This is a genomic window from Rhodococcus sp. Leaf225, assembly GCF_001426145.1.
GTDB lineage: Bacteria > Actinomycetota > Actinomycetes > Mycobacteriales > Mycobacteriaceae > Rhodococcoides.
In genome coordinates this window covers 103,992-121,005 of record NZ_LMRN01000019.1, presented here as the reverse complement: position 1 = coordinate 121,005, position 17,014 = coordinate 103,992, and the positions used below count along the sequence as shown (strand labels likewise).

Annotated in this window: 17 protein-coding genes; 11 read left to right on the top strand and 6 right to left on the bottom strand. The window is 68.3% G+C overall.

Annotation, left to right across the window (positions count from 1 at the left end):
• Positions 1–3: 3 nt before the first annotated feature.
• Both ASG69_RS13085 and ASG69_RS13080 read left to right on the top strand, forming a co-directional pair.
• A complete protein-coding gene (locus ASG69_RS13085; protein WP_056448359.1) occupies positions 4–1,467 on the top strand; it encodes an amino acid permease in 1,464 nt (487 codons plus the stop codon).
• A complete protein-coding gene (locus tag ASG69_RS13080; protein ID WP_056448354.1) occupies positions 1,464–2,414 on the top strand; it encodes an asparaginase in 951 nt (316 codons plus the stop codon). The genes ASG69_RS13085 and ASG69_RS13080 overlap by 4 nt, the downstream gene beginning before the upstream one ends.
• On the opposite strand, the gene ASG69_RS13075 is transcribed toward ASG69_RS13080, so the two are convergent.
• Complete coding sequence (locus tag ASG69_RS13075) at positions 2,398–2,952, bottom strand: helix-turn-helix domain-containing protein (RefSeq protein WP_056448549.1); 555 nt, start codon at positions 2,950–2,952, stop codon at positions 2,398–2,400. The genes ASG69_RS13080 and ASG69_RS13075 overlap by 17 nt on opposite strands.
• Positions 2,953–3,035: 83 nt before the next feature.
• On the opposite strand from ASG69_RS13075, the gene ASG69_RS13070 reads away from it, so the two are divergent.
• The 3 genes from ASG69_RS13070 to ASG69_RS13060 all read left to right on the top strand — a co-directional run bounded on the left by ASG69_RS13070 (position 3,036) and on the right by ASG69_RS13060 (position 5,606).
• Complete coding sequence (locus ASG69_RS13070) at positions 3,036–3,749, top strand: AzlC family ABC transporter permease (protein WP_056448547.1); 714 nt, start codon at positions 3,036–3,038, stop codon at positions 3,747–3,749.
• Positions 3,746–4,057 carry an AzlD domain-containing protein gene (locus ASG69_RS13065; protein ID WP_082544669.1) on the top strand — a complete coding sequence of 104 codons (312 nt, stop codon included), beginning with the start codon at positions 3,746–3,748 and terminating at the stop codon, positions 4,055–4,057. The genes ASG69_RS13070 and ASG69_RS13065 overlap by 4 nt, the downstream gene beginning before the upstream one ends.
• Before the next feature lie 187 nt (positions 4,058–4,244).
• On the top strand, positions 4,245–5,606 hold the full coding sequence (locus ASG69_RS13060; protein ID WP_056448351.1) for a dicarboxylate/amino acid:cation symporter: 1,362 nt from the start codon (positions 4,245–4,247) through the stop codon (positions 5,604–5,606).
• Here ASG69_RS13060 and ASG69_RS13055 read toward each other — a convergent pair.
• Positions 5,603–6,031 (bottom strand): hypothetical protein, encoded by a 429-nt coding sequence (locus tag ASG69_RS13055; protein WP_056448349.1) that lies wholly within the window; start codon positions 6,029–6,031, stop codon positions 5,603–5,605. The two genes, ASG69_RS13060 and ASG69_RS13055, sit on opposite strands and share 4 nt — an antisense overlap.
• Positions 6,032–6,118: 87 nt before the next feature.
• Between ASG69_RS13055 and ASG69_RS13050 the strand changes: the two genes are divergently transcribed.
• From ASG69_RS13050 to ASG69_RS13040, 3 genes are read left to right on the top strand one after another with little or no spacing between them, the layout of a single operon-like run.
• Positions 6,119–7,156 carry a GTP pyrophosphokinase gene (locus tag ASG69_RS13050; RefSeq protein ID WP_056448346.1) on the top strand — a complete coding sequence of 346 codons (1,038 nt, stop codon included), beginning with the start codon at positions 6,119–6,121 and terminating at the stop codon, positions 7,154–7,156.
• A 32-nt stretch (positions 7,157–7,188) separates the two neighbouring features.
• Positions 7,189–9,462: an ATP-binding cassette domain-containing protein gene (locus ASG69_RS13045; RefSeq protein WP_056448343.1), complete on the top strand. Its 2,274-nt coding sequence runs from the start codon at positions 7,189–7,191 to the stop codon at positions 9,460–9,462.
• A 20-nt stretch (positions 9,463–9,482) separates the two neighbouring features.
• On the top strand, positions 9,483–10,133 hold the full coding sequence (locus tag ASG69_RS13040; RefSeq protein WP_056448340.1) for a DedA family protein: 651 nt from the start codon (positions 9,483–9,485) through the stop codon (positions 10,131–10,133).
• Between the two features lie 98 nt (positions 10,134–10,231).
• Here ASG69_RS13040 and ASG69_RS13035 read toward each other — a convergent pair whose 3' ends face one another.
• The gene (locus tag ASG69_RS13035; RefSeq protein WP_027504928.1) at positions 10,232–10,438 is read right to left on the bottom strand and encodes a hypothetical protein; all 207 of its coding nucleotides are present in this window, start codon (positions 10,436–10,438) and stop codon (positions 10,232–10,234) included.
• A gap of 161 nt (positions 10,439–10,599) precedes the next feature.
• Between ASG69_RS13035 and ASG69_RS13030 the strand changes: the two genes are divergently transcribed.
• A complete protein-coding gene (locus ASG69_RS13030; RefSeq protein ID WP_056695798.1) occupies positions 10,600–11,310 on the top strand; it encodes an alpha/beta fold hydrolase in 711 nt (236 codons plus the stop codon).
• Here the strand turns inward: ASG69_RS13030 and ASG69_RS13025 are convergent.
• Positions 11,303–11,713: an SRPBCC family protein gene (locus ASG69_RS13025; RefSeq protein WP_200933821.1), complete on the bottom strand. Its 411-nt coding sequence runs from the start codon at positions 11,711–11,713 to the stop codon at positions 11,303–11,305. The two genes, ASG69_RS13030 and ASG69_RS13025, sit on opposite strands and share 8 nt — an antisense overlap.
• A 136-nt stretch (positions 11,714–11,849) precedes the next feature.
• Positions 11,850–12,323, bottom strand: a complete 474-nt coding sequence (locus ASG69_RS13020) for an OsmC family protein (protein WP_056448330.1) — start codon at positions 12,321–12,323, stop codon at positions 11,850–11,852.
• A 194-nt stretch (positions 12,324–12,517) separates the two neighbouring features.
• Here ASG69_RS13020 and ASG69_RS13015 point away from each other — a divergent pair, with 194 nt between their 5' ends.
• Complete coding sequence (locus ASG69_RS13015; RefSeq protein ID WP_056448326.1) at positions 12,518–13,879, top strand: flavin monoamine oxidase family protein; 1,362 nt, start codon at positions 12,518–12,520, stop codon at positions 13,877–13,879.
• 3 nt (positions 13,880–13,882) lie between these two features.
• Here the strand turns inward: ASG69_RS13015 and ASG69_RS13010 are convergent, their stop codons facing one another.
• Positions 13,883–15,403: a PucR family transcriptional regulator gene (locus tag ASG69_RS13010; protein WP_056448319.1), complete on the bottom strand. Its 1,521-nt coding sequence runs from the start codon at positions 15,401–15,403 to the stop codon at positions 13,883–13,885.
• Positions 15,404–15,576: 173 nt separating this feature from the next.
• Here ASG69_RS13010 and ASG69_RS13005 point away from each other — a divergent pair, with 173 nt between their 5' ends.
• Entirely contained in the window at positions 15,577–17,007 is a 1,431-nt protein-coding gene (locus ASG69_RS13005; protein WP_056448316.1) for a gamma-aminobutyraldehyde dehydrogenase, read from the top strand.
• Positions 17,008–17,014 lie beyond the last annotated feature (7 nt).

The window sequence follows — 17,014 nt, the reverse complement described above, 5'->3', positions numbered from 1 at the left end:
CCGATGACCACGACCACCGATCAGCACGGCGCCGACGACGCCCTCCACGCCGCCGAGAACGACGGCTATCACAAAGGCCTGAAAACGCGGCAGGTCCAGATGATCGCCATCGGCGGCGCCATCGGAACCGGCCTCTTCATGGGTGCAGGCGGACGTCTGGCGCAGGCCGGCCCGGCACTCGTCATCGCGTACGCGGTATGCGGGTTCTTCGCTTTCCTCATCCTTCGGGCGCTCGGCGAACTGGTGCTGCACCGGCCCACGTCCGGGTCCTTCGTGTCCTACGCTCGCGAGTTCTTCGGGGAGAAGGCCGCCTTCGTCTCCGGGTGGCTGTACTGGCTCAACTGGTCGATGACCGCCGTCGTCGACGTGACCGCCGTGGCGCTCTACATGAACTTCTTCGGCCGCTACTGGGACCCGATCGCGTCGGTACCGCAGTGGGTCTTCGCCCTCGCCGCACTGCTGCTGGTTCTGTCGCTGAACCTGGTGTCGGTCAAGGTCTTCGGCGAGCTGGAGTTCTGGTTCGCCCTGATCAAGGTGCTCGCCCTGGTGGCGTTCCTGTGCATCGGCCTCTACCTCCTCGTCAAGGGGACACCGAACCAGGAGCAGGGCCTGTCGATGATCGCCGACAACGGCGGGCTGATCCCCAACGGTCTGCTGCCCGCCGTCGTCATCATCCAGGGCGTAGTGTTCGCCTACGCCTCCATCGAGCTGGTCGGCACCGCCGCGGGCGAGACGCCGAACCCCGAGAAGGTCATTCCGAAGGCGATCAACACCGTCATCATCCGCATCGCGGTCTTCTACGTCGGGTCCGTGCTGCTGCTGTCGCTCCTGCTGCCGTACTCCGCCTACCGCGCGGGTGAGAGCCCGTTCGTCACGTTCTTCGGCTCGATCGGAGTCGACGGCGCGGACACCGCCATGAACCTCATCGTCCTGACGGCGGCGCTGTCCTCGCTCAATGCCGGGCTCTACTCGACCGGTCGCATCCTCCGATCGATGGCCGCGGCGGGCAGCGCGCCGCGCTTCGCGATGAAGATGAGCAAGGCCGGCGTGCCCTACGGCGGAATCCTGCTCACGGCAGCGGTTACCCTGCTCGGAGTGGTGCTGAACGCGGTGGTGCCCGAGCAGGCGTTCGAGATCGTGCTCAATCTCGCCGCGCTCGGCATCGTCAGCGCCTGGGCCATGATCGTGTTGTGCCAGCTCAAGCTCTGGCACCTGTCGAAGGAGGGCGTGGTGACGCGGCCGTCCTTCCGGTTGTTCGGCGCCCCGTACACCGGCATCGCCACCCTCGTCTTCCTGGTGGTCGTCCTGGTCCTGATGGGCTTCGACTACCCGATCGGCACCTGGACGCTCGCCTCCCTCCTGGTCATCGTTCCCGCGCTGGTCATCGGCTGGCGCGCAGCGCGCCCGGGCATCGAGCGGCTCGCCCGCGAGCGCGCCCGTGCGGGAGGGGGAACGGTCGCCCGATGAGTTCACCCGCACTGCCGACGGTCGTCGTCCTGACCACCGGCGGAACCATCGCCAGCCGCGTCGGCCCCGACGGTGTCAGCACCACGGGCCGTCACGCCCACGACGTCCTGGTGGATGCCGGACTCCGCGTGGGAGTCCGGGTCCGAGTCACCGACGTCCTGTGCGTCGACAGTGCCGCGATGTCGCTCCTCGACATGGACACCGTCCGCGGCGCCGTCACCGCGGCGCTGCGTGACGACGCGGTGAGCGGTGTCGTCGTCCTGCACGGCACCGACTCCCTCGAGGAGACGGCGATGCTGATCGATCTCTCCCACACCGACGTTCGCCCCGTCGTGATCACCGGCGCCCAACGCACCGCGGACCACGTCGAGAGCGACGGCCCGCACAACGTCGAGTCGGCGCTCCGCGTGGCCGCCGATCCCGAGCGACGGGGCCACGGTGTACTCGTCGCCTTCGGCCCGCGCGTTCTCCGGGCCCGCGGGGTACGGAAATCGCACACGACCGCGCTCGATGCCTACTCCGGAACGCCGGCGGTGGACCCGGTTCCGCGGGAGACGCTGCCGGACAGTTCGATCGACGGGATCCGGGTCGACGTGGTCGCGCTCTACCCGGGTGTCGACGGACTCGTCATCGACGCCCTGCGGTCCGCCCGCACCGACGGGATCGTGCTGCAGGCGATGGGCGCGGGCAATGCGAATGCCGCCGTCGTCGACGCTGTGCGCCGGTGTACCGATGCCGGTGTCCCGGTGATGTTGTCGACGCGGGTGCCGTCCGGCGGTGTCGTCACCACCTACGGCGGCGGCGGAGGGGGCGCCGACCTGGTACGTGCCGGTGCGGTGTCCGCGGGCGACCTCAGTCCCGCCCAGGCGCGAATCCTGCTGTGCGCGTTGCTGAGCAACCGCCTGCCGGTCACAGCGGATCTGGCCTCGATCAGTACTGCTCGGTGACCATCACCGCAGTCGTCCCGTTCTCGAGTGCCTCGAACACGTGGGGCACGTCGCCGGGGTACGACAGGTAGTCCCCCGGCCCCAGCTCCTCGGTCGCGTCCACCGGCCCGCACACCGCCCGGCCGGACGACACCACCACGTGTTCGATCACCCCGTGCATGTGCGGATCGGACAGCCGGGGCGTCCCCACCTCGGCGGCGAGCAGGTACAGGTCGCGGCGGGCGGTCGGTGGGCAGGACGACAGCAGTGTCGCGGTGTAGTCCGACGACTCCGCGGCGATCGACGGACCCTCACCGCGTCGTACCAGGCGGACCTCCTGCCGCGGCGGTTCCACCAGGCGCGCGAAGGGCACGTTCAACGTCACGCTCAGAGCCCACAGCGTCTCGACGCTGGGATTGCCCGTTCCCGACTCGAGCTGGGAGAGGGTCGACTTCGCGATACCCGCGCGCCGGGCCACCTCGGCGAGAGACAGGCCCGTACGTCGACGCTCCCGGACGAGCGACGCGGCGATCGCGGCGATGGGTGCGCTGTCGGACATGACTGCATGATGCCACAGTGTTCGTCTCGCACTCCCCTTGTTCGCCTTGACGAACGGCACCGCGACCGTTCACCATGAGCACCATGCGTTCGATATGGCGAACACCCCTGTGGCTCACGCTCCGGGACGACCCCGACGTGGCGGTGCGGGACATTGCCGTGGTGTGCCTGGCCGACGCCCTGGTCGGTGCCTCGCTCGGTGCGATCGCCGTCGCCTCCGATCTGCCGTGGTGGCTCCCCTGCCTCCTGTCGATCGCGGTCTTCGCGGGCGCCTCGCAGTTCGTCTTCGTCGGAGTTCTCACCGGCGGCGGCAGCGTTGTGGCCGCGGTGTCCAGCGCGCTCCTCATCAACGGCAGACTGCTTCCGCTCAGCTTCTCGGTGGCACCGCTGCTCGGTGACCGACCCGCCGCACGACTGCTCGGGGCCCATCTGGTCACCGACGAGTCGGTCGCCTTCTCGATGGCCTCGACCACCAGGCGGGGCAGGACCCTCTCGTTCTGGTTCTGCGGCGCGTTCCTCTTCCTCGCATGGAATCTGGGCGTGCTGGCCGGTGTGGGCCTCGGCGCCGGCGTGGAGAGCGCGGAGTCGCTCGGACTCGACGCCGCCTTTCCTGCCGTCCTGCTCGCACTCGTGATGCCCTCCCTGCACGATCGCGTGACACGCATCGCCGCGGGTGTCGGCGCCGTGGTCGCCGTCGCCGCTGGGGTCGTGGTGCCCGCCGGCGTGTCCGTGGTGCTCGCCCTGATCGCCGTCATGCCGTTCGTGCTCCGACACGGGCGTAGGAACGACGCCTCGTGAGCACCGGGGCCATTCTCGCGGGTGTCGCCGCACTCGCCGTCGGCACGTTCGCGTTCCGCCTGATCGGGATCGCGCTGCGCGGGCGCCGGGAACTGTCCGTGTCGGCCGAGAAGTCGATGACCACGGCGGTCGCCGTCGTGTTCGTCGCCCTCGTCGCGACCTCGACGTTTCCCCGTGACGCGGGCCTCGCACTCCCCGCCGGGGTCCTCGTCGCCGCTGTTCTCGCCTGGCGCAAAGCGCCTTTCGTGCTCGTAGTCGTCGCCGCAGCGGCAGTCACCGCGGGCCTGCGCTGGCTCGGCGTCAGCTGACCCGGGCACGGGCGTAGCATCGTCCGAGTGCCCTTGCTCCTGACCTCGCGTCGCTACGTCGACCTTCGCCTGCAGGCCAGCGCCATCTGTCGATAGACCGTGTTCCTCCCCGGTCCACTCGTCCACCGCGCACCCTTTTTCTCGGCCGTTGTTCTCGGCCGCCCCAGCATTCTCGGAAGGCACCACCATGTCCGCGCCCAGCGCTGCCCCCACCCGTCGACTGCCGCACTGGCTCACGTCGTTCGGGCCCCAGATCGTCGCCGGGTTGATCCTCGGCGTCATCGTCGGACTGATCGCCCGATCCATGCCCGACGCCGCCGACGGCAACCCCAACTGGCTCGTCGAGACGGTGTCGACCATCGGATCGAGCTACGTCAAACTGCTCACCGTCGCCGTGGTGCCCCTCGTGTTCACGGCCATCGTCAGCTCCATCGCCAACCTGCGCGCCGTCACCAACGCGGCACGCCTGGCGGGCCAGACCCTGCTGTGGTTCGCCATCACCGCATTCATCGCCGTGATCGTCGGCATCATCATCGGGCTTGTCGCGCAACCGGGTTCGCGCACCGGCGTCTCGCCAGATCTCGGGAAGGAACCGTCGAGCACAGGGTCGTGGTGGTCGTTCCTCACCGGCCTCGTCCCCAACAACTTCCTGGCGCTCGGCGCCCGCACCAGCGAGACCGAGGGTGCGCTGAGCACCACACTGAACTTCAACATCCTGCAGCTGCTCGTCGTCGCCGCGGCGATCGGTATCGCCGCGCTGAAGGTGGGCAAGGCGGCCGAGCCGTTCCTGACGTTCAACGCCTCTCTGCTCGCGATCGTGCAGAAGGTGCTGTGGTGGATCATCCGGTTGGCCCCCATCGGTACGGCGGCGCTCATCGCCAACGCCGTCGCCACGTACGGCTGGGACGCGATCGGCTCGCTGGGTGTCTTCACGGTCTCGGTGTACGTCGGACTCGCCATCGTGTTCTTCGTCGTCTACCCGATCATCGTTCGGGCGCACGGTCTCTCGATCCGCAACTTCTACTCGGGCGTGTGGCCCGCGACGCAGCTCGGCTTCGTCTCCCGCTCGTCCATCGGCACCCTGCCGCTGACCCAGCGCGTCACCGAGCGCAATCTCGGTGTGCCCCGCGAGTACGCGTCGTTCGCGGTTCCGCTCGGCGCCACCACCAAGATGGACGGGTGCGCGGCCATCTACCCGGCCATCGCCGCGATCTTCGTCGCCCAGTTCTACGGCGTCGACCTCACGATCACCGACTACCTGCTCATCGTGGTCGTCTCCGTGATCGGTTCCGCGGCGACGGCGGGCACCACCGGTGCCACGGTCATGCTGACCCTGACGCTGTCCACGCTCGGCCTGCCGCTCGCCGGTGTCGGTCTGCTGCTCGCGGTCGAGCCGATCGTCGACATGGGTCGCACCGCCGTCAACGTCACCGGCCAGGCGCTGATCCCGGCCATCGTCGCCAAGCGCGAAGGCATCCTGGACCAGGAGCGGTTCGACGCCCCGCGCAACGGCGACCCGTTCGTCGACGACGTGGAGCTCGCGCGCTAACTCACGAACAGCGGCCCGCGCACGAAACCCACGATCAACACCAGTAGTCCGCCGATCTCGGTGGCCGCGAGCGCATACATGAACGCATGCGTTCCCGGCACCGGGCGGACGAACTGGTTGTCGGTGTCGCGCAGGAATCCGTGCACCACGTAGCTGACGATCGCGGCGACGAAGAAGAAGACGACAGCCCCCGACGCCACCAGATTCACCCACGTCGGCCACGCGCCGAAGTGCACCAGAGGCACCAGGACCAGAGTCGCGAACGAGTACATCAGCGCCGCCCGGTGAGCGATGTCCACGTACGGATGCGCCTGCCCGTTCTCGGACGTCGCCATCTGGCGGAATTTCCAGACGCCGAGGATCAACGCGGCCAGCAGGATCAGTGCCGACACCAGGATCAGCAGCGTCGTGTCCCAGTCGACCACGCGTGCGGGAAGGCCGGAGGCCGGTCGGGTCGGGCCGCTACGGAGCGTCACGCGAGCATTGGACCATGGTGGGGCAGAATCTCCACCATGCGCCCCACGTCGTCCCCACCCTCACCGTCAGGGCTGCACAGCTCCGTCGAGGAGTACCGCGCGCGGTGGGATCACTTCGCAGCGGCCACGGCAGCGCTGTCGGCCGCCGTCGAGACGTTCGTCTCCGAGGCGGACATCGACATCGACGCCGTCGAGGCACGTACCAAGTCCGTGGAGTCCGCTGCCGGCAAGTTCGCCCGCCTCCGCGAGGACGGGTCGCTCGAGTTCACCGATCCGCTCGCCGAGGTCACCGATCTCGTCGGGATCCGTGTCATCACGTATCTGACGTCGGACATCGACCGCGTCGCGGACGCCATCTCGAAGCACTTCGTGCTGCTCAAGACCATCGACAAGTCGTCCCTCGCCCAGGAGTCCGGCGTGTTCGGCTATGCCGGACGGCACCTCATCCTCAGTGCGGACGGCGACCGCGTCCCGGCGGGATGCGAGCAGTTCACCGGCCTCGGCTTCGAGGTGCAGATCCGCACCGTGCTGCAGCACGCCTGGGCGGAGATCGAGCACGACATCCGGTTCAAGAACTCCCGCACGCAGGGTTCGCCGACCATCGACCGAGCGTTCACGCTCGCGGCGGGGCTGATCGAACTTGCGGACGCCCAGTTCGAACTCGCCGATCGGCACCACAAGGAGAAGATCACGGAACTGCGCGCGGCCGATGCCGCACGCGGGATGGATCTCCAGCTCACCGCCGATCAGCTGCGCACCATCGTCACCGACCTCCTTCCCGACTACACCCCCAGTCGGAGCGGTCACTACGAGTGGCTGCTGACTCTCGTCAACGCGAACGGGATCACGACGGGCGCGGAACTCGAGGAGGCCCTCGACCCCGCACGAGTCGAGTACGTGACGGCGGCCATGGACTACCAGTACCGCCCCGGTCAGGTGCGGATGGTGGACGACCTCCTGCTGGACCGCTTCGGCGAGGCCCACATCGCGCGCACCTCCTCGCTCACCACCGAGCGTGACCGTCCGGGCAAGCTGCGCTACCGACTGAGCAAGTTGCAGGGCCAGTCCGGCTGACGGGTGTCCGCTCGGTCTGGTATCCCTACGGCGTGACGACGCCACCGAACGACGCTCTGTCCACCATCACCGTGCGCGGCGCGCGGGAGAACAATCTGCGTGACATCGACATCGATCTCCCCAAACGGTCGCTGATCGTGTTCGCCGGGGTCTCGGGGTCCGGGAAGAGCTCGCTCGTGTTCGACACGATCGCCGCGGAGGCGCAGCGGCAGATCAACTCCACGTTCAGCGCGTTCGCCCAGACCTTCCTGCCGTCCTACGGTCGGCCGGACGCCGATCTCATCGCCAACCTGTCGGCCGTCGTCATCGTCGACCAGAAGCGCCTCTTCGGCAGCCCTCGCTCCACCGTCGGCACCATCACCGACATCGGCGACTGGCTCCGCATGCTGTGGTCGCGCGGAGTCACCCCGTCCATCGGCTATGCCAACGCGTTCTCGTTCAACGATCCTGCCGGCATGTGTCCCGAGTGCGAGGGGTTGGGCGAGGCGAAGGTCATCGACATCGACGAGTTGGTGGATCAGTCGAAGTCGTTGCGTGAGGGCCCCGTGAAGCACCCGGACTTCCTGCCCGGCAAGTGGCCCTACCGGCTGTACGCGGACTCGGGACTGTTCGATCTCGACGTTCCCCTCGAGCAGTACTCCCCGCGCGAGCGGCACCTGTTCTTCGACGCGTCGCCCGGCGAGGTCGAGATGGTCAACCCGGACGCCGTGTTCAAGACGTACGAGGGGCTGCTCTCCCGGTTCCGTCGAAGCTATCTCTCCAAGGATGCCGACGCGTTGAAGGGCAAGTCGAAGGAGGCGTACGACCGTATCGTCACGCGGGGAGTGTGCCCGTCCTGCAAGGGAACTCGCCTCAACGAGACGGTGCACGCCGCGACGCTCGAGGGACTCTCGATCCCCGACGCGTTCGCGATGCAGGTCTCCGACCTCGCCGACGTCATGGACACGTGGGCGCTCGGCGACCTGGACGGCCCACGCCGCGAGGTGGTGACACAGCTCCGTCGACTGGTCGATCTCGGACTCGGGTACCTGAGCCTCGATCGTGCGACGTCCTCGCTGTCGGGCGGCGAGTCCCAGCGCATCAAGATGGTGCGCCACCTCGGCGCCACGCTCAACGACATGCTGTACGTCTTCGACGAGCCCACTACCGGGCTGCACCCGCGCGACGTGCACCGACTGAACGACATGCTGATCGCGTTGCGCGACAAGGGGAACACCGTGCTCGTCGTCGAACACGACGCGGAGGTGATGGCCATCGCCGACCGCATCGTCGAGATCGGCCCTGGCGCCGGAAAGCACGGCGGCACGGTGGTCTTCGAGGGCACCTGGCCCGAACTGCGGCAGTCCGAGACGCGTACCGGGACGGCGCTGCGTCGAGACGGTCGATCGCGGCGCACCCCGCGCACTCCGAACGGGTGGATGCGCATCGAGAACGCCGACAGCCACAATCTGAAGAACGTGTCGGTGGACATCCCGCTCGGCGTTCTCGTGGCGGTCACCGGTGTCGCGGGCTCGGGCAAGTCGAGTCTGATCCACGGCCACCTCCGCGACGTCCGGCCCGACGCGGTGGTCATCGACCAGGCACCCATCCGCGGTTCGCGCCGCTCCTCCCCCGCCACCTACACCGGACTGCTCGATCCGATCCGTGCACACTTCGCCAAGCGAACGGGACAACCCGCAGCGCTGTTCTCGCCGAACTCTGACGGAGCCTGCCCCGACTGTCAGGGCACCGGCATGATCTTCACCGACCTCGGCTTCACCGACCCGGTGTCGAGTACGTGCGAGACCTGCCAGGGTCGACGCTTCCGATCCGGCGCGATCAAGCACACCGTCGACGGCGTCTCGATCGCCGACGTCTTCGACATGTCCGTCGACGAGGCCCGCGAGTTCTTCACCGTGAAGAAGGTGCGCGACGTACTCCGGCGGTGCAGTGATGTCGGTCTCGGTTATCTGTCCCTGGGCCAGAACCTGACGTCCCTGTCCGGCGGCGAGCGTCAGCGCCTCAAGCTGGCGACGGAACTGGTGGGCAACTCCCCGGTCCTGGTGCTCGACGAGCCCACCACCGGACTGCACTCGTCCGACGTGGACAACCTGGTCGGACTGCTGTCCGGCATGGTCGACGAGGGCCGATCGGTCATCGTGATCGAGCACAACATGGACGTCGTCGCGGCCGCCGACTGGGTCGTCGACCTCGGTCCCGACGGGGGTCACGACGGCGGCGAGGTGGTGTTCACGGGCACCGTCGACGAGCTCGTTCTGGCCCGGACGCACACCGGCACGCACCTCGCGCGGGCTCTCGCGGAGTAAACCCCCGGTAAAGTGCGGGCATGAGCGACATCGTCACCGCTGCCGCCAGTACGGAACTGGGTGGAATCGCAGGCTGGGCCGTCAGCCTGATGGAGAGCATCGGCGGGCCGGGCGCCGGCATCGCCGTGGCCGCCGAGAACTTCTTCCCACCGCTGCCCAGCGAGATCATCCTCCCGCTGGCCGGGTTCACCGCGTCGCAGGGTGGCTTCTCCCTCGCGAGCGCACTGTTCTGGACCACGCTCGGATCGGTGCTGGGCGCTCTCGGCCTCTACTGGCTGGGCAAGAAGCTGGGCCGCGACCGGATGTACGCCGCCGTGGACAGGATGCCGTTCGTCAGCACGGACGATCTGACCAAGGCCGACGAATGGTTCGTGCGCCACGGCCGCTCCGCCGTCTTCTTCGGTCGGATGATTCCGCTCGTGCGATCCGGCATCTCGGTGCCCGCAGGCGTGTCCGGGATGCCGGTCCTGCAATTCCTGCTCTACACGACGCTCGGCAGCCTCCTGTGGAACACGATCTTCGTGCTCGCGGGCTACTTCCTCGGGGAGAACTGGCACTACGTCGAGGATTACGCCTCGGTGTTCCAGTACGTCGTCATCGGGCTCATCGCGGTGGCGGTGGTGGTGCTGGTGACCAAGCGAGTCCGACGGCGCCGACGGTCGGACGCCTGACCGCACCCTGCACCACCCTCCGCGAGTACGCCGATACGGCCGTGGTGGGAGCCAGGATCACGACAGTTCGGACGTACTCGCGGAGGGTAGTGACGGTCCTACTGCGCGAGCGTGGCCGCAGCCTGAGCCCACAGGAAGTACTTGTTGGTGCCGAGATCGCGCACCGTGGTGATGTTGAAGGCAGCCTTCAACTTCTCCGCATCGCCGTCGCTGACGCCCTTGAGGGCCGCGACCGGCGCGTCGGCCAGTTCCTCGATCGTCTTGTCCGCGTATGCCTTGTCGAACTTGTCGGCGATGCCTGCCATAACGTCCTCCTGACGACCGATGCGCGCTCTGCGCACCCTGGTCGACACTACGACTCGGGACTACTCGTGACCTGAGAGTGCGCTGAAAACACCGGCTGCACCATCATTTACGACGAACCGGACGTACTGCCACGTCAAGGAGACCCGGTAGCGTCGGCGCCATGACCCTCCACACGGCGGTATTGCCGGGCGAACGTCGTCGAGCCACCGTGTTCCTTCATGGTCTCGGGTCGGCGGGTGTCGCTGCCTTCGGGACCGTGGCCGCGGGACTGGACGACCGCCTGCGGTTGCTCCCGGATCTGCTCGGATTCGGCGACAGCGCCGACGTGGCGACCGACGGCTACACCCTGGACGACCACGCGCTCGCCGTCGCCCGGATGCTGGATCAGCACGAACTCGTCGGACTCGACGTCGTCGGACACAGTATGGGTGGATCCATCGCCATCGTCCTGTCGCGGGCACGACCCGACCTCGTACGACGACTGACCGTCCTCGAGCCGAACCTTCTCCCCTTCGACGGCGAGGCGAGTGTCGAGATCGCGGGACAGTCGGAAGAGGACTTCGCAACACAGGGAGTGACGTCACTCATCGCCCGGGCCGACGCCGCGTGGGCGGAGACGCTTCGGCTGGCCGATCCGGTCGCGCTCCACCGCAGTGCTGTCGGCCTCTGTGTGGGCCCGCCGGACACCACCGTTCTCGACATCCTGCTCGCGTCCCACGTGCCGAGAACACTGCTGTACGGATCGAGGACGGGAGAACCCACGCACACCGGCCGGCTTCGTCAGGCCGGTGTCGAGGTCGTCGAGATACCGAACGCCGGGCACGTGATGATGGCGGACGATCCCGCTGCCGTCATCCAGGTGCTCAGGTGATAGATGTGCCGGAGCGAGGTCGGCCGAAGACCGCCCGCACGGACTCCAGATCAGCAGCGACGGCGGCGCAGTCCCGCTCGAACTCGTCGTCGGTCATGCTCAGTTGCCGGACCGTGAACACCACCTCGGCGCCGTCCGGATGGGCGAGCACCCGCAGCGGGTTGTTCACGACGGTGCCGTCGGGCAGCGTCACGTCGTGGTCAAGCACCCCGAAAGCGTTGCGCGGGACGAACCGCACCCGGACCGTGCCCATCGGTGACTCGGCCAGCAAGTCGTCACCGTCGCGGGTGAAGCCCGATGCGAGTCCTGCGGCCCAGGCAGTGAGGTTGTCGACGTCGGCCAGAAAGTCGTACACGGCCTCGGGCGGCGCGGGTATCACCACACTCACATGTCGACTGATCATCGTAGGAGCGTAGCCACGCAGCAGGCTCTCCGCGAGTACGTCCACAGTGTCGTGATCAGCGGCGATGCGACGACACGTCGGACGTACTCGCGAGGCCAGGAAAGCCCGCGAAGCCCTGGAGGCCCGGGATGGCTCGTCAGGCCGGCTCGGCGCGCGTCCAGGTGTTCACGAAGCCCACACCGCTGCGCACGAACAGCTGCGTCACGGGGCAGCGACGCTCGACCTCCGCGACGAAGTGATCGAACGCATCACCGGTCGCGTCGGTCTCCACCGTCGCCTCGACGGTGACGGTGTCGAAGTTCGAGTTGCCGTCGGCGCCCTTGACCAGGACGGCGGTGTCCAGATCACCCTGCACACGGAAGCTGAACTTTCCCAGCGTGATGCCGAGGTCCTTGGCGACGAGGGTGGCGGTGACCTGGTTGCAGGAGGTCAGCGCACCGAGTGCGTAGAACAACGGACTCGGCGCCTCGTCCTTGCCGCCGAAGGCCGGGTACGCGTCGGCGTCGAACTCGTGCCCGGCCGTGCCCTCGACGACGAGGTGCTGGGCGACGCCGGTACCGGACGCCTCCACGACGAAGGGAACGACGGAGGTGCGAATGGTGGAAGTCATGCACCCCACGGTCGAGCACTGTCCACCCCCGGGCCAGGGTTGCGATCACGCAGATTCTCAGACCATCCGGTCATGACACCACGCCGACGTGTCCAGGGCGCGCAGCCCGTATGCGACGTTTCGGCGTTGCGCGTGCCTGCGCCGGACCGGGCAGACTGGGATGACCACAACCCCACCTGAACAGGAGCCACACCGTGCCCTCAGTCGACCGGGACGTCGCCATCGTCGGAGCCGGGCCCTCGGGTCTCGCCGCCGCCACCGCGCTGCGGAAGGCCGGCCTCACCGTGGCCGTCCTGGAGGCACGCGACCGGGTGGGTGGCCGGACCTGGACCAAGGAGATCGACGGCGCCGTGCTCGAGCTGGGCGGCCAGTGGGTCTCGCCCGACCAGACGGCCTTGATCGACCTGCTCGGCGAGTTGGGGCTCGAGACGTTCGACCGGTACCGCGAGGGCGAGTCCGTCTACGTCGACACCGCGGGTGTCGCCACGCGCTACACCGGCGAGGACTTCCCCGTCGCGGAGTCGACCGTGAAGGAGATCGACCGTCTCATCGCGATGCTCGACACTCTGGCCGCGGAGATCGGGCCCGAGGAACCATGGGCCCATCCGCAGGCACGCGAGCTCGACACGGTGTCCTTCGAGGGATGGCTCGCGCAGCAGTCCGACGACGCCGAAGCCACCGCGAACATCGGCATGTTCATCGCGGGCGGGATGCTCACCAAGCCCGCCCATGCATTCTCTGCGCTGCAGGCCGTGCTCATGGCCGCGTCGGCAGGCTCGTTCTCGAACCTCGTCGACGACAGCTTCATTCTCGACAAGCGCGTCGTGCAGGGCATGCAGCAGGTGTCGGTCGCCATGGCCGAGCGCCTCGGTGACGACGTGCACCTGAACGCGCCGGTGCGGACGATCCGCTGGACCGACGACGGCGTCACCGTTCTCGCGGACGGGGAGCTCGAGGTGACGGCGCGCCGGGTGATCGTCGCCGTGCCGCCGAATCTGTACACGCGGATCTCGTACGACCCGCCCCTCCCTCGCCGTCAGCACCAGATGCATCAGCACCAGTCCCTCGGTCTCGTCATCAAGGTGCATGCGGTGTACGACAGTCCGTTCTGGCGGGAGGAAGGGTTGTCGGGCACCGGTTTCGGCGCCACCCAGATCGCCCAGGAGGTGTACGACAACACCAACCACGAGGACTCCCGTGGCACCCTCGTCGCCTTCGTCTCCGACGAGAAGGCGGACGCGATGTTCGAACTCGGCGCCGCGGAGCGCAAGCGCACGATCCTCGAGTCGATCGCCACGTATCTCGGACCGAAGGCGCTCGATCCGGTCGTCTACTACGAGTCCGATTGGGGCACCGAGGAATGGACGCGCGGCGCGTACGCGGCCAGCTTCGATCTCGGCGGTCTGCACCGCTACGGACGCGACGTCCGCACCCCGGTCGGCCCGATCCACTTCTCCTGCTCCGACATCGCGGCCGAGGGATATCAGCACGTCGACGGAGCCGTGCGCATGGGCCACCGCACCGCCGAGGTGATCGTGAGCGCGCTTCGAGGCTGACCGTCAGGTCCCGCGTGCGATGAGGGCGAGCAGCAGCTCGGCGCGCACGCGGGCATCGTCGAGGGAGCACGGCACCGTCGCCTCGATGCGCGAGACCCTGCTGCGCAACGTGTGTCGATGCACCCCGAGGGCCGAGGCCGCCGACTCCCAGTGGCCGTTCGCCTCGAGGAACGCACGCAGGGACGCCACCAGATCGGTCCCGTTGGCGGTGTCGTACTTCTCGAGGGGCGCGATGGTCGCGTCACCGACGGTCGCGAGGGCCTGACGCGTCGAGGCGTGCGCCAACAGGACACCGCCCACCAACGAGCCGAACTCCACGGGATCGGCGCCCGCCGCGGCGGACGACGCCGCCAGCCGACTCTCCTCCACCGCCTGCGCGAGCTGCGGAACAGGATGCGACGCACTGATTCCCACCCGGAGCCGCCGACGTTCCGAGATCTCCAGACCGGCGATCGTCGATGCCGCGAACGTCGAATCGTCCGTTCCGCGCACCACCAGGGTCACCCGCGACGACCATCGTCGAGCGAACAGCTGACGGCCCGCCGCTGCGCTGTGGGTCGCCATCGCGGCCTCGACACGCTGGGCTCGCGAGGGCGTGTCGGCATCGACGGTCACGGCGCGCACGGTGCCGTCGGCCCCCGCGGCCAGGTCGATCTGCGCCCACACGGGTGCCAGGCCGTCGAGATCGGACAGCACGAGGCTCAGTGCCACGGAGTTGAGCTTGTCCTGCGCCGACTGCACCCGCGCCGGCTTCTCGAAGTCGAGCGCCAGGAGTGACGCCGCGTGACCCACGAGAATGTGGTCGACGTTCCCCAGCACCGGCCCCACCACCGCCACGTGGCCGTGCGTCGCCGAGCCGATGGCGATGCGCTGCACACTGATCGAGATGCCCGCCGGGGTCACCGAGACCCGGCTGGACACGGTTCCGCGTTCGGCTGCGAGGGTGCGGATCTCGTCCAGCACACCGGAACCGCCACCGCGCGGATGCTGTTCGAGCACCCGTCCGGTGTCGTCGAGGAGCACCACCGCGGACGACGTGGCCGTCGCCAGCTCCCGGACGATCGCGGCGGCGCCCCCGGCGACCACGGCGCGGGTCATCCGCGGCTGCGCACGGGACGCACGCACGACGGCGTCGTACTGCTGCTCCGCCAACCGATTCATCACGAGAGTCACCACCGCCGCGAACGGCGTGGGCAGGGGGACCTCGAGGACGGGCAGACCCAGCCGATCAGCGGCCTCGACGAGGTCGGACGGCACCTCCGCGAAGGAGAGGCCCGTGCCGAACCCCACCGCCGCCACACCGGCGTCGTGCAGTCCCTCGAGGTACGCCGCCCGCTCCGGTGTCGTCACCGGCAGCCTCAACCCCGTGGTGAGCAGCAGTTCTCCGCCGGAGAGCCACCGGAACGGTTCCGACAGTTCCGTGGTGTGCACGAACGACACCTCGCGGTCCAGCCCGCCCGCGCCGGCTCGCAGTTCGAGGGCGAGCGCCTTCTGCGCCAGAACCCAGCGCACCGACACCGTCACGACGTACCCCTCTCCGGTCGGGAAGCTCCCGACGCAAGAGAACACCCCCGCTACCGCACTGGACAAGTCGGAGTGCCCCACCCCCGGACGATCATCGTTTTGTCCGCTGCCGTTTCGCAGCGTCAGGCGCACACTGATCGAACCACCCAGCCGCCCCGACGGAGAGGTACCTCGTGTCGCACGACGTGCTCCGCAACTACATCGACGGCGAGTTCGTCGCCAGTTCGTCCCCCCTGACTCTCGACCTGATCAGTCCGGTCACCGAGGAGATCGTGGGCGTCTCCCCCATCTCCACCGAGGCCGACGTGAACGACGCCGTGGCCGCCGCGGAGCGCGCCTTCGCCAGTTGGGGCAAGACGACTCCGAAGACCCGGCAGACCGCCCTGCTGAAGCTCGCCGACGCCCTCGAGGCCCACTCGGACGAGCTCGTCGAGGCGCAGAGCCGCAACACCGGCCAGCTGAAGCAGGTCATCGCCGACGAGGAGGTGACCGTCGGAGCCGACCAGCTGCGGTTCTTCGCGGGTGCAGCCCGCATGCTCGAGGGGAAGTCCGCCGGCGAGTACATGGAGGGTTTCACCTCCTACGTCCGCCGCGAGCCCATCGGTGTCGTCGGCCAGGTGACGCCCTGGAACTACCCACTCATGATGGCCATCTGGAAGATCGGGCCGGCGCTCGCGGCCGGCAACACGATCGTCCTCAAGCCGAGCGACACCACGCCCGAGAGCACTCTGGTGCTCGCAAAGCTGTCCAAGGGAGTCCTTCCCGACGGAGTGCTCAACGTGGTGCTCGGTGACGGCGGGACCGGCGCGACACTCGTCGGGCATCGGTCGCTGGGCCTGGTGTCCATCACCGGGTCCGTTCGTGCGGGCATCGAGGTCGCCGTCGCCGCCGCCCGCCAGCTCAAGCGCGCCCATCTCGAGCTCGGCGGCAAGGCTCCGGCCATCGTCTTCGGTGACGTCGACATCGCCTCGGCCGCGAGCGGTATCGCCGAGGCGGCCTTCTTCAACGCCGGTCAGGACTGCACCGCGGCGACCCGCGTGCTGGTGCACGAGTCGATTCACGATCAACTCGTCGACGCGCTCGCGGCCAAGGCCCGCGAGCTGACACCGGGCAGCCCGGACGACGCGGACGCGTTCTACGGACCGCTGAACAACAGTCGTCACTACGCGAGCGTCACCGACAAGCTCGCGAACCTCCCGGCCTCCGCGACGATCGTCACCGGTGGCAACCGAGTGGGAGACAAGGGCTTCTACCTCGAGCCCACCGTGATCACCGGAGTCGACCAGCGGGACGACATAGTCCAGGAGGAGACGTTCGGACCGGTGCTGACGGTGCAACCGTTCGCCGACGAGGCCGAGGCGATCGAGAAGGCCAACGACGTTCGGTTCGGGCTGGCCTCGAGCATCTGGACCAAGGACCACGGCGTCACCCAACGCGTGAGTGCGGCGCTGGACTTCGGCGCCGTCTGGATCAACTGCCACATCCCACTCGTCGCCGAGATGCCGCACGGCGGCTTCAAGTACTCCGGCTACGGCAAGGACCTCTCGGCCTACGGCGTCGAGGACTACACCCGCCTCAAGCACGTCATGAGCTCCCACGACTGACATTCCC